The following is a 12,525-nucleotide window of genomic DNA, read 5'->3' as shown; positions in this document are numbered from 1 at the left end:
CTACTCCATCTCCAGTTGCAGCGTGCTGCCTTTGCCCATCGGCTCTGCCGGCGTCACGACCAGGCGGCGCGGCATGCGCACGCGGATTTCCGGGACGTGACTGATGACGCCGATCGTAAAATCGTCCATCCGCAGCCGCTCCAGCGCGTCCATGACGACCTCCAGAAGCTCCGGATCGAGCGTTCCAAAGCCTTCGTCCAAAAAGAAAAACTCCAGTCGGCCGCCGCGCATCTGTATCTCCATCGACAGGGCGAGCGCAAGCGCAAGCGAGGTCAAAAACGTTTCGCCGCCGGACAAGGTGCTGACCGGACGGCGCATCCCGCCCGCGCCTTCATCGCGCAGTACGAATTCGCCCTCGTCGCCGATTTCCAGACCGTAGCGATTTGCGGTCATCCGCTTCAGGTGATAGGATGCATCCCGTGCGATGGACACGAGCTTTTCTTCTGCAATAAACTGGACGAACGCCTTCGCTTCGAACAGCTTTTTCAATTCTTCCAGGCGGCTCTGCTCGTCTTGCAACTCGACGATTTGCTGATGCAGCTCCTGCCACCTGCTATGGTTTTTCTCCATGCGCTCGACGTGCTCTTTGGCGACGGCGACTTGCTTCTGCGCCTCCGCAAAAGACTGCTCCCACGTCTCCCACGCTTCTTTGGCGCTCACAAGCTCCTCGTGCGAGATCGTGCGGCCTGCGATGGCTTGCAGCAGCCTGTCTTCCTCGTAGCGAAGCTGTCCCAAAACGTGCGCATACGCCTCGACCTGCTCCTTCGCCTGAGGCAGCTTGCCGCGCTCTGCGTACTTTTCACGCACTTGCTCCAAGGCGGCAAAGCCCGTCTCCTGCAGCCCCTGATACAAAGCCTCATGCGCCTCTGTGCGCTGTCTGGTCAAAACGGCCAGCGTCTCCGAATGCTTGACCAAATCGTTTTGGACTGCCTGTCTCGCCTCTGCGGCTGCCTTGCGCTTCGCCTCGGCCTTTGTCAGCGACTGGCGCAGCGAGTCTAGCGTCTGTTCTATCTGAGCCAGCCCCTCCTGCGCAGGAATGCCGCCGGTCCGCTCCAGCCACTGGGCATGCTTTTGCTCCCACATCCGTTTTCGGTCGGCCAGCTTTTCCCCGAGAGCGGATTCACGCGATTTCCAATCGGCTTTTCGCGATTTGGCAGCCTCTACTTGTGTCATAAGCTGGCTGCGCAAAGCTTCCTGCTCGGCGCGCATGCGCTCTAGCTCTGCCAGCTTCCGGTCCAGGCGGCCGATTTCCTCGTAGCGCTGTTCAATTTCCTCGATCAACATCTCTTGGCGCACCGCATCCAGCTCTTCGCCAGACTGCTTCGCCGCTGCCACAGCAACGGCAACGCGGGCAATGCTCTCATCCAGTGCCTTTTGCGCATGTTCGAGCAGCAGGCCGCTTTTTTCCATCAACCGCTTCTTCTCGGCTTCTTCCTCGCGCAGCACTTCCAACTGCTTTTGCAGGCGCTCCCGTTCTTCCCTGGCCTGCTCCCGCTCGGCGTGCTTGGCCGCCAGCTCCTTTTCCTCGCGCTGGTAGACGGCAATCAGCTCTTCAAACGTCTCTACCAGCCAAGGCTGCCCATGTCCGTGACACTCCGCCTTGACGGCGGCCAGCCGCGCTTCCAGCTCTTTGTACTCGGCCTGCGCCGCGGCTGCTCTCTCTTCGGCAGCAGCCAGTGTCCCCCTGGCCGTCACCCACGCTTCTTTCGCCTGCGCTGTCTTTTGCTCGGCTGCCTTCACGGCTTCTTCGGACGCTTTGATCCGGGCGCGCAGGTCGTCACCCGCCGCTTTTGCTTCGCCGTCTGCCGGATGACCCTGGCCGTCCAGCGGATGATGCAGCGAGCCGCACACCGGGCATTCCTTGCCTTCTTCCAGCCGCTCGCGCAAGTAGCGGGCCATGTTTTCCTGCTGCCAGCGCTCCCACTCCTGGCGCAGCCCTTCACGTTCGGCAAGCCGCGCAAGAGCCTCGGCTTCGCACGCCTGAACCGTCTCAGCCAGCTCCTGGTAACGCTTCGCCGCTTGCTGCCGCTCCTGCTCGATCTGCTGCCACTTTTCCTGCCAGCTCGCGATCGCCGTCAAGCCTTCGCGCCATTGGCGGCCTACCTGCTTCATTTCCGCCAGCACATTGCGCGACCGCTCCCATTCCTCGTCGCTCATGAGCGGTTTGTCCACCGCTTTTGCCAGCCGTTCTTTGAGCTCGGCCAGCCGGTTTGCGGACTGTTCCCAATCGCGTGTGTCCACACTGGCTCTATCCGTCGCCGCCTGCAGGCGAGACACGGCCGTTGCCTGCTCCGCTTCCAGCTCGCGCAGCTTCTTTTCTTCCCGCTCCCACTGCTGCTTCGCTTCCCGCGCCCGCGCGACGCGCTCTCGCCACTCCGGAGCCACCATCGCCTGCCTGCTTTCTTCCGCAAGCTTGTTCCACTCCTGCTCCCACTTTTGCAGAGCGGCTTCGTCCCGCTCAAGCTGCGCCTTTGTCTGCGCCAGGCCAAGCGATACTTCCTGCCATTCGCGCTCCAGCACAGACTGCTCTTCGCGAATCGCTTTCAGCTCTGCTTCCCATTCCTGGGCCTGAACCAGCCTGCCTTTTTGCTGGATCAGTTGCGGCTCCTGCGCGGCCAGCTCCGCCTGCGCCCGCGCGTACTCGGCTTCTGCCGCTTCCAGGGCAAGCCGTGCTGTCCCCTGCTGTTCCCGGCTTTGCTCCAGCGCCTGCCCGGTCACGCTCCATTCCTGATCGAGCCGCTCGTACTGCTGCACCAGCGGCCACAGGCGAATGCTCGCCTCCCACTCGCGGATGTTTGCCGTGAGCAGAGCGATTTCCGCCTCCTTCGCTGCCTGCTGCTGCAACTGCTGCTGGACTTGGGCAAGCTCCCCTTGCCACTGGGCGAGCTGCTCCAGTTCCTTGAGCTTTCCGGCCAGCTCCTGCTTTTGCTCCGTGAACGACCGCTCCATTTGCGCTGCTTCCTCAAAAGTCTGTCGCGCCTGCTCCAGCGCTTCCGGCCCCGCTTCTCCCAACGCCGCCGTCTCGAGCTGCAGACGGTGCATCTGCTCCTTTGCCTGGTCGAGAGCGTGCCGCACGCGCTCGCTCAGCTTTTCCCCGTAGATGTGCAGCCGGAACATCCGCTGCAGCATCTCGTTGCGCTCGCTGCCTTTGAGCGTCAAAAAGCGGGAAAACTGCCCCTGCGGCAAAACAACCGCGCGGGTAAAATCTTGCAAAGTCAGGCCAATCAGTTCCTCGACCGCCGCAGTAGCTGCCGTCGCCTTCGATTCCAGCACGACATCCGGCTCTCCGCTCAACGCGCCGGACTGAATCAGTCGCACCTCGGGTTGGCGTTTGTTCCCTTTTTTATCCAGACCAAATTCCCGTTCAATCGTATATCGCTTGCGCTCATTACCTGTGCCCAGCTCAAACGTAAAGGAGACGAAGACGCGCCGCTCCAGTTGATTCAGCACTTCCTTGGGATGGTTCCCGCCGCCGAGCCGGACGACCTGTCCGTACAGCGCCAGCGTGATCGCATCCAGTATCGTCGATTTGCCGCTGCCCGTCGGTCCGAAAATGCCAAACAGTCCCGCCTGGCACAAAATTTCGAAGTCAACCTCTTGCATTTCCCGATAGCTGTGCATCCCTGCCAGCTTCAATCGAATCGGCCTCACGCTTCTTCCCCCTCTCCCCCGGTTTCCGCCAGCAGCCGCTGGAACAAGGCAACGAGCCGCTCATCCGGCGCCGCTCCCTTTTTGCGCTCATAAAAACGCCGAAACAACTGATCCGATGTCAGCTCCGTCAATTCCACCCGCTGCGCCTCTTCCTCGTCGCGCTCTTCGCGAATGACGACGCGCTGGATTTTCAAAAAGTCGTCCGAGAGCTTCCGTACACGCTGAAACTCCGCCGGGTCGATCACGTCTGTCACGTGCAGTTCCAGGTCGATCCAGGAGCCTGCGTCCCGTCCTTCGGCAAGCCAGCGCTCGACCTGGGCGATTCCTTCTGTCGCCTTCCAGCGCGCCAACGGACGGCCGCTCGTCAAATAAATGATTTCCTCCCGCACGTCCTGCCCAGGCTCCACCTCGACCAACACCACCGCCTTGCTCTGCCCCGCCTCGGAAAAGCTGTACGAGAGCGGCGAGCCGCTGTAGCGCACGAGCGGCTTGTCGCTGAGCTTTTGCAGGCGATGCAGGTGGCCGAGCGCCACGTAGTCGGCGTTTTTCGGAAAAGCTTGCGGAGACACCGTCAAAGCGCCGCCAATTTGAATCGGCCGCTCCGAATCCGTCTCCATGCCCCCCATCACAAACAAGTGGCTCGTGACCAGATTCACAGTGTCCTCGCGAAAATGGACGGACAAATCGGCAAACAACCGAGCGATCCGCTCTGAAAAGGCGAGCTGCATCTGCTCCTGCGTAAAGCTCTCGCTGAGCAGCTCCTTCAGCCGCGACTCGGAAGGGTACGGCAACGCGAGCACCACCGCATGATGCTCACAGCCCGGCACCTTCAGCTCCAGCCAGGAAGGGCCTCCCTGGACGACCTGTACCCGGTCCGGGGACGGTGACTGTGCGATCAAAGGCGCTTCCTTCGGCAAGCCGAGCAAAACGATTCCGTGCTTCGCGGCAAGCGGCGATGCTGCCCTGACCCGCTCAGGCTGGTCGTGGTTGCCCGCGATCACGATAACCCCCCGGCGGCCTTCCGCAGACAAGCGCTCCAGCGCCTCGTAAAAAAGCTCCTCCGCCCACGCTGGCGGGTTTACCGAATCGTACACATCTCCTGCCACCAGCACCAAATCGACTTCCCGCTCTTCCGCGATCCGGCAGAGCTCGTCCACAAATGCCGTCTGCTCCGCCCGGCGGTCGCGGCCTTCGAGCTGCCGCCCGAAATGCCAGTCGGCCGTATGTAAAATGCGCATGACTCCCATCCTTTCTCCACGATCATGTGTTTGCTTTTTATTGTAACAAAAGACAGAGCGGTGCGTGGTTGAAATTTACGGTACTTGCCGGTAACTTTTGCGCTCTGCCTGCGTCTTTCTACTAGATCCCTGTTCTTTCCAACCATCCGCCGAAAGGAGCTTGTTACCCTTGTTGGTTCGCCGCCTGCTGTTTTTCACTTTCACCGGACTGGCTCTTCCCTGCCTGGTCCACGCTGCCGCTCCCTTGTCGCCCGCTTCCGTCTCCCCCACACCTGAGCAGGTCATCAACTGGATCAATGCAAGTGCCCATGATCCTGTTGACCTGCCTCACGTTGATTTTGAACTGGTCAATCTGGATGAAGACGCTGATTTGGAGATTATTGCCAAGCAAAATGCAAGCGTACATATCGGCACGTTTTACGTCCTCGATCAAAAGCCAGACCGCACGTATTCGCTCATCGCAGAAAAGCGGTGGAACGTCCCGCAGCTGCAACCGGAACGCTGGGATTATGCACAGGAGGTAAACCATCCCGAGCTCGACCCGTATTATTTGGACAGCCGCATCGAGCTGACAGGAACGCGTCTGCTTGAAACGGTTGACCATACGGGAGGAACCGGACTGAGCGTCTACGAAGCTCACCTCTGGTACTTGGAAAAAGGCAAGCTGGTGGAAGCCTGGAGCGGACTGTTGAAGCAAACCTCCTCCGTTCCCGGCGGTCAGCTTTTCCAGACGCTCGGCAGCTACCAGATTATAAGCGGAGAGATCCCGCAGCTATACTACTGGACGACAGAGCAAGAGCTTGACCCGGACAGTGGAATCCCCCTCCCCGGCAAGACCGCAACCAAGCTTGTGGTCTACCAATTTGACCAGGGCGTCTTCACCCCTGTTCCGTAAAGCCAGTTCGCAAACGTAAAATGCACAAAGCCGCACCCCCTGCACAAAAGCGGGAGTGCGGCTTTTTTCAAGCGCGAATCACTGTCTCTATCTTCTCAGCTTGCCTGCTTGCGGCGACTTGTGCGACTGCAAGCACATGTAACTGATGACCCCGAAAAGAATCGTAATAATCATCGAGTGGAGCAGCGTAGCATAGAGGTGAAGCTGGAACAGAACCACGAATCCGCCGCTGAACACCTGGAGGATGACCAGCACGAAGGCGAGAATGCTTGCGCCGTACAGATCGCGGCGCTTTTCCTTGAAGTGGCGCATGGCATAAATCATCGTTCCGAGCAGCAAAAACACGAGAAGCAACGCGCCCAGTCGGTGGGCAAAATGAATGCCTGTCTGGCCGGAGAGCTGAGGAATCAGTTGCCCCTGGCACAGCGGCCAATCGCTACAAGCCATGCTCGATCCGGTATGCCGGACGTACGCTCCGAGATAGACCACACCGTACGTATAGGCCGCCACGGCCCACATCCAGTTGCGAAAACCCGTCGATGCCGTATCTTGCACCATGCTCTCCATCTTGTCCCGCTGCAGCACGAACCCGGTCAAGAGGAACACGCCGGTAAAAGCCAGCAGGGAAAACCCGAAGTGCAGAGCCAGCACGGATGACGATTGCGGCCAAATGACCGCAGAAGCGCCGAGAATGGACTCCAGAACGATAAAAAACAGACCGAACAGGGCGAGATTGCGCACTTCCTGGTTGCCCCGATAGTGGCGCCAGCACAGCACGGAAAAAACAACCACAACGATGCCAGCCACACCTGTAATCAACCGGTGCATGTATTCAATAATTGATGCCAATGTATATTCCGGGACCCACTTGCCATTACAGAGCGGCCAGTCGTTTCCACAGCCCAGACCGGAATCCGTTTTGGTCACAAGCGACCCGGCGATCATGACGATAAACATGACGAGAGTAGCAAGAACGGCTAGAGGTTTCAGCCATTTTTCCATAGTGAATACACCCTGTTTCCTGTGATGTTTGAGACTCACGGTGAAGCAGCCTCTTAACTGTTGCCCTCTCTTACATTAATGAAACATCCCCTGCTAAGCAAGGGATGTTCCGTGAACATTTCGTGAGTGTTTCGTGTCAATAATGGTACACCATTGTGCTGATGACAATGACGGCACAAAAGATCGTCAAATACAGGATCGAATAGCCGAACAGCTTGCGTGCCCAGGCGAGATCATCCTTGGCCTTGAAGCCTTGGAACAGCAGCACCATGTACACGATGCCCATCAAGCCCATCACAGCCAGGTAGACGTAGCCTACGCTGCCGTGGATGAAGAGCAGGAGCGAAGCCGGGAACAGGACAGAGCCCCACAGCACCATTTGCCGCTTTGTTTCGGCGAAGCCTTTGACGACTGGCAGCATCGGCAGATTGCCTGCGCGGTATTCTTCTGTTTTCAGCATCGCCAGCGCGAGGAAGTGCGGCGGCTGCCACAGGAACAAAATCAGGAACAGCAGCCACGCTGCCGGGTCCATGCTGTTTGTGACGGCTACCCAGCCGATGACTGGCGGAGCCGCACCGGAAATCCCGCCAATGACGGTATTCAAGGTAGTCACACGCTTGAGCGGTGTGTAAATCAGCACGTAGAAAATATGGCCGATCAGTCCCCAGACAGCAGCCAGCGGATTCGCGAATACCGCCAGCACGGCCAAACCTGCGAGCAGCAAGCCGATTCCGAGCAGAATCGCGGTGCGCGGAGAAATCCGCCCTGCTGCGAGCGCGCGCCCTTTGGTCCGCTTCATTTTTTTGTCCAGATCGCGGTCATAGTAGTTGTTTAACGTCGCACCCGACATAATCACCAAAGCTGTACCGAGCATGGTGAAAATCGCCAATTTCCAGTCTGGAAAACCGTAAGATGCCAGCCATAAAGCAGCGAAAGTGGTCATCAGGTTGGACATCGTAATTCCAGGCTTTGTCAGTTCTACGTAGTCCCGAAAAGTTGCCGGCTCTCCCGGTTGTGCGTGCAGGGGCGTCTCAGTATCAAGCGATTCCTGCATTGTCACTTGCTGGTCCACGTTTTGTACCTCCTGTCTGAATCTATCTGAACATGCGAATATCCAATTGGAAAAACTAACTTTCATTGTATCGAATGCCAAAGAAGCTAGTCAACTTGAAAAGCGCACGCCCTACTTGCCAAAAATAACATCCAGAACGCCGGCTGTCTCGCCGCCCGGATAAATGATGTAGAGCAAGGTGTACACCGTAGCTCCGGTAATGGCGGTGACAAACCAGACGATCGACGTCCACGGCCCGATTTTTCTGTGGGCGGCAATGTTGTTTTTGTAGGCGTGTCTGAGCGTCACCAGCCCCATTACTCCCCCTACCGTAGCCAGTACGATATGAAAGATCAGGAACGTCTGGTAGATTGGCTTCAAGCTGTCAGGCCCACCGAAATGCGTGTTTCCGACAAAAGCCGTTCTGGATACATACGTGATAAAGAAGATCGTTGCACAGATGGCAGCCCATTTCATGATCTTCATGTGTTTGTCAATTTGTTTCTTCGCGACCGCATACCAGCCACAAGCGACAAGAATACCGCTGATGACGATAAACGATGTGCTTATCGTAGGCAGCAAGATGGACATTTCTACACCTCATTCGAATAATCTATCTATAATTCTATACCCTGCCTTCATCCGTAGCCGGCGTTTTCATCAGCAGGGCGCCTGGCTGTTCATCCATGGGCAGGTCGTCCTGCTTCTCCTGCTTATACCAGTGGTAGAAGACATAGGCGAGTACAGAGCCGTACACAAGCTCCTGCACCAGCTTCATGATGATTCCGCCAAGCCGCTGGTCGCTGAAAGTGCTGAGGCTCGGGAACAGTTGCGGAGCCGAGATGTACGTCGCATACAGCGGATCGGACGCGAAAATAATCAGCGCACAGGCGGGCGTAATCAGCACGCCGTTGACGAAGATGTACGCCAGCTTTTTCAATCCGGCCAGTTGTCTCTTGCTGTCGGACAACGGGCTGACAATCGGCCACCACATCGCAAAGGCAGCCAGGATCAAAATAACGTGATAGACCGTCATCCATTGATGATGAAGCGCCGCCGCGTCAAAAATAAACGGGATGTGGTAAAACGAAAACAGCGTATTGAACAAAAGCGCAGCCACTAACGGATGTGTAAAAGCTCGCAGCATCGCGTTGAGCGGCCGTGGCTGAAAGATTTTTTCCAGAAGCCACTCAGGCATCGCCAAAAGCACGATGGGAGGCAGGGCAAAGTATAAGATCGATTGCTGCAGCATGTGCAAGCTGAACAAGTAATGATGGCCGTAATAGCTGATCGGGCTCCCTTGTGCTGCGTAAAACAGCAACAGGGCAAAAACAAACAGCAGCTTTTGCCTCGTGGTTGCCATCGTGGCATTTTCAAAACGTTTATGCATGGGACCTGTCACCAGGAAATATACCGTAGCGATTAGCAGAGTGAAAAGCATCACATCGGGACTCCACAAATCTGAAAAGGATGCCGTCGCGTTCATCGCTGACAGCTCGTGTTGATGCTGACCCATTCAAATCCTCCCTTCCTAATAGTAAAGCCTGGGGCTTCGCCACGTCAGTCGTTGCAGGGCCAGCGCTCCCAACCGGGCGCAAGTCTTGCTGCCCGCTTCGTTTTACAATCTGGCCGAGCTGCGCGCTATGTCGATTGGAATTTTTTAAATTCTAATCTACCTAATAAGGGTGCCCTCTATACAATCTCCATTATACCGCTGATTCTCTTCTTCTTTGATAAGAAAAATGAACAAAGTGTTGACAAATACACTTATGCCGGATAAGAATCTTATAAATTCTTATCTGTAAAAAAAGAGACCAGATTCCTCTGGTCTCGTAAAAAAACTCGCTTGGCTTACACTCCGAAGGAAACGAATTTCGTCTCCAAATACTCATCCATGCCGTAGCGTCCGCCTTCGCGTCCGATACCGCTTTCCTTGAATCCGCCGAACGGAGCTTGCGTCTGGGTCGGCGAGCCGTCATTGATGCCGACAATGCCGTACTCCAACTGCTCGGCCATGCGGAAGCAGCGCTGGTTGTCGCGCGTGTACACGTAGGCAGCAAGGCCGTAGCGCGTGTCGTTTGCTTGTCGCACCACGTCTGCTTCGTCTGTGAAGCGAACGAGCGGAACGACAGGGCCAAACGTTTCTTCGCTGACGATCTTCATCGCTTCTGTCACACCCGTGATGACCGTCGGCTCGCAATAGAAGCCGTTCGCGTATTCGCCTTCGGTCAGTCGGCTGCCGCCGTACACGACCTGACCGCCTTTTTCCTTGGCGTCCTCAATGTGCTCCAGCACTTTGTTCAGCGCGCGCTCGTTCACCAGCGGACCGATTTCTGTCTCCTTCAGGCGTCCGTCCCCTACTTTTGCCCGTTTCAGGCGCTCGACCAGCTTTTCGGTAAACGCGTCTGCCACATCTTCGTGGACGTACAGGCGGTTTGTACAAATGCACATTTGCCCGGAGTTGCGGAACTTGCTCTCAAACAGCCCTTTGACCGCCGCGTCCAGATCCGCGTCCGGGAATACGATGAACGGCGCATGTCCGCCCAGCTCCATGCTGACGCGCTTCACCTGCTTCGCTGCGCCCTCCATCAGCAGCTTGCCGACGCGAGTAGAGCCTGTAAAGCCGATTTTGCTCAGTTTCGGATTTTCGATAAACTCCTGGCCGATCGATTCCGGCTTGCCGATGACGAGGTTGACGACGCCTTTCGGGAAGCCAGCCTGCTCGATCAGCTCAAACAGGCGAATCGCAGACAGAGGAGTAGACTCCGCAGGCTTCAACACCACTGTGCAGCCTGCCGCCAGAGCAGGAGCGATTTTGCGAGCGACCATGTTCACCGGGAAGTTCCATGGGGTGATCGCCCCGACCACGCCTACAGGCTGGCGGAGCACCATGATCCGCTTGTTCGGCACAGACGAAGGAATCGTCTCGCCGTAGACGCGCTTCGCTTCTTCCGCGTACCAGACGAAGTTGTCGGCCGCGCCCAGCACTTCGCCTTTTGCCTCGCCGAGCGGCTTGCCCATTTCGGCTGAGATGATGCCAGCCAGCTCATCGCGGCTTTTTTTGACCAGTTCGGACAAGGTGTACAAATATTTGGAGCGCTCGCGAGCAGTCAGGCGAGACCAGCTTCCAAACGCCTCATGTGCGGCATCAATCGCTTTTTTGGCATCGCGATCATCCCCAAAAGCGGCGCTTCCCACGACTTCGCCAGTAGCCGGATTGACGATCTGAATCGATTCGCCGCCCTCGGCGGAAACCCATTCCCCATTGATATACATTTGCTTGTACTCTCCCATGACTATCGCTCCTCTCAATCTCTCTTCAATAGATTGGCTTTAGGGCCTCAAACGGATTTTTGCAATGCCGGCAGTACAAAATGCTGCGGCATGCGGCAGGGCCAAACAGGTTGTCAATCTGTGTATATGGGGAGTCGCAGTAAGGACAGGTTACCTCCCAGACATCTCCCGGTTTGAAATCGATTGGCGGCGGTGCGATGCCAAAGCTTTTCAGCTTGCCTCTCGCCTCTGGCGCGATGCGATCGGACGTCCAGGCAGGGTCGTAGACAAACTGAACTTCTACTTTGCTGATGCCTTCCGCCTCCACCAGTTTTTCTGCGATGTTCTTTTTCATGATCTCAAGCGCGGGACAGCCGACGAAGGTAGGGAGCACGTCGACATGCGCGACATCGTCCTCTACCCGCACCTGGTGGATCATCCCCATCTCTACCATGCTTATGACCGGAATCTCCGGATCAGTCACTTGCTGCAGCAGTTCCCAGCATGTCGCTTCCAGTCCATCGTGTACGTGCATTCCTTCCTGCGCCATGCAGATCACCCCTTTTTACCAGCTCGCGGCCGGATCGATGCGATACACTTCCGACAAGGTAGCCAAAGCTTGCGCCAGCTCAGCCGTATGCTGTCCATGACGGCCGCGCTCCGCCGGCACTCCCGGCTCTCCCGGCCAGACAAGTCCCGCTTTTTCGAAAATATCTTGCGTAAGCGTCAGCCACTTCTGCTTCAGCTCGCTCTCAGCGGCAATCAGGCCACAGCGGACGATGCTGTCCGCGTTCGGACCGAGCTGGCTAAGCTCTCCAGCATCCTGCCATACTTTTGCAATCGCCGCTTCCAGCCGTTGCCGCGCTTCCGGCGTGCTGTTCGCAAGCTGCTTCAGCCACACTTGCCAGTGCATCAGATGGTAGCGATGCTCGGTCAGCATTTTGCGGCTGACCAGCGTGAGCGGCACATAGGACGATTGCAGCAACGCCTCGAGGCGCACTTGCTTGTGCAAGCCGTACACGTAGCTGCGGACAATCGCATACGCCCAGTCGTAGTGTGGATCGCTGTTGTAGTCGCCTTCCCCGTTTTTGCGTTCGACCAGAATCGCGTTGCGGAACGCATCCGCTTCGCGAAGCTGCGCGAGATCGTCTGCCTTGCCCACGCCAAGCTGCTCCAGCATTTCATAAAACATCACGGCATGGCCCATCATGTCCTGCGACATGGAAGAAAACGCGACGTCCTCTTCGATATGCGGGGCAAGCCCGAGCCATTCCGAGCCCCGGTACGCGAGAATAAAATCGTCGTCAGCCAGTTGGAACAACAGATCAGTCAAGGCTTGCGCGTATTCTGGATTCTGCTTTGCCGCTTCTACTGTCTCTACTCGTGAAAAGTCGCCCATGATTGTTTCCCTCCTG

General features: G+C 57.1%; 10 protein-coding genes. 1 reads left to right on the top strand and 9 read right to left on the bottom strand.

The genetic code is table 11. The annotated features are described in order from the left end of the window. Both BA6348_RS06610 and BA6348_RS06605 read right to left on the bottom strand, forming a co-directional pair. Window positions 1–3,651 (bottom strand): AAA family ATPase, encoded by a 3,651-nt coding sequence (locus BA6348_RS06610; protein WP_122953278.1) that lies wholly within the window; start codon window positions 3,649–3,651, stop codon window positions 1–3. Further along, window positions 3,648–4,889, bottom strand: a complete 1,242-nt coding sequence (locus BA6348_RS06605) for an exonuclease SbcCD subunit D (protein ID WP_026558005.1) — start codon at window positions 4,887–4,889, stop codon at window positions 3,648–3,650. Before BA6348_RS06605 ends, BA6348_RS06610 begins: the two co-directional genes overlap by 4 nt. 169 nt (window positions 4,890–5,058) lie before the next feature. Between BA6348_RS06605 and BA6348_RS06600 the strand changes: the two genes are divergently transcribed. Next, entirely contained in the window at window positions 5,059–5,784 is a 726-nt protein-coding gene (locus BA6348_RS06600; protein ID WP_007782896.1) for a hypothetical protein, read from the top strand. Between the two features lie 87 nt (window positions 5,785–5,871). Here BA6348_RS06600 and BA6348_RS06595 read toward each other — a convergent pair whose 3' ends face one another. The 7 genes from BA6348_RS06595 to paaC all read right to left on the bottom strand — a co-directional run bounded on the left by BA6348_RS06595 (window position 5,872) and on the right by paaC (window position 12,509). Then, complete coding sequence (locus tag BA6348_RS06595; RefSeq protein WP_026558007.1) at window positions 5,872–6,786, bottom strand: COX15/CtaA family protein; 915 nt, start codon at window positions 6,784–6,786, stop codon at window positions 5,872–5,874. Between the two features lie 136 nt (window positions 6,787–6,922). Further along, entirely contained in the window at window positions 6,923–7,858 is a 936-nt protein-coding gene (gene cyoE / locus BA6348_RS06590; RefSeq protein ID WP_025848327.1) for a heme o synthase, read from the bottom strand. A gap of 111 nt (window positions 7,859–7,969) precedes the next feature. Further along, window positions 7,970–8,428 (bottom strand): DUF420 domain-containing protein, encoded by a 459-nt coding sequence (locus BA6348_RS06585; RefSeq protein WP_005830753.1) that lies wholly within the window; start codon window positions 8,426–8,428, stop codon window positions 7,970–7,972. 34 nt (window positions 8,429–8,462) lie between these two features. Further along, window positions 8,463–9,353: a cytochrome c oxidase assembly protein gene (locus BA6348_RS06580; RefSeq protein ID WP_007782911.1), complete on the bottom strand. Its 891-nt coding sequence runs from the start codon at window positions 9,351–9,353 to the stop codon at window positions 8,463–8,465. 335 nt (window positions 9,354–9,688) lie between these two features. After that, window positions 9,689–11,131 (bottom strand): NAD-dependent succinate-semialdehyde dehydrogenase, encoded by a 1,443-nt coding sequence (locus BA6348_RS06570; RefSeq protein WP_026558008.1) that lies wholly within the window; start codon window positions 11,129–11,131, stop codon window positions 9,689–9,691. Window positions 11,132–11,156: 25 nt separating this feature from the next. Then, window positions 11,157–11,660, bottom strand: a complete 504-nt coding sequence (gene paaD, locus BA6348_RS06565) for a 1,2-phenylacetyl-CoA epoxidase subunit PaaD (RefSeq protein ID WP_005830748.1) — start codon at window positions 11,658–11,660, stop codon at window positions 11,157–11,159. Between the two features lie 15 nt (window positions 11,661–11,675). After that, a complete protein-coding gene (gene paaC, locus BA6348_RS06560; RefSeq protein WP_025848321.1) occupies window positions 11,676–12,509 on the bottom strand; it encodes a 1,2-phenylacetyl-CoA epoxidase subunit PaaC in 834 nt (277 codons plus the stop codon). Window positions 12,510–12,525: the final 16 nt, after the last annotated feature.

It is taken from the genome of Brevibacillus agri (genome assembly GCF_004117055.1).
Classification (GTDB): Bacteria; Bacillota; Bacilli; order Brevibacillales; family Brevibacillaceae; genus Brevibacillus; species Brevibacillus agri.
Note: the sequence above shows the minus strand (reverse complement) of the source record. Positions and strands in the feature narration are given on the sequence as shown.

Coding starts and splice junctions, on each gene's coding strand:
- BA6348_RS06585 (WP_005830753.1), bottom strand. CDS start 8,428: ATGTCCATCTTGCTGCCTACGATAAGCACATCGTTTATCGTCATCAGC.
- BA6348_RS06580 (WP_007782911.1), bottom strand. CDS start 9,353: ATGGGTCAGCATCAACACGAGCTGTCAGCGATGAACGCGACGGCATCC.
- paaC (WP_025848321.1), bottom strand. CDS start 12,509: ATGGGCGACTTTTCACGAGTAGAGACAGTAGAAGCGGCAAAGCAGAAT.
- BA6348_RS06595 (WP_026558007.1), bottom strand. CDS start 6,786: ATGGAAAAATGGCTGAAACCTCTAGCCGTTCTTGCTACTCTCGTCATG.
- BA6348_RS06570 (WP_026558008.1), bottom strand. CDS start 11,131: ATGGGAGAGTACAAGCAAATGTATATCAATGGGGAATGGGTTTCCGCC.
- BA6348_RS06605 (WP_026558005.1), bottom strand. CDS start 4,889: ATGCGCATTTTACATACGGCCGACTGGCATTTCGGGCGGCAGCTCGAA.
- paaD (WP_005830748.1), bottom strand. CDS start 11,660: ATGGCGCAGGAAGGAATGCACGTACACGATGGACTGGAAGCGACATGC.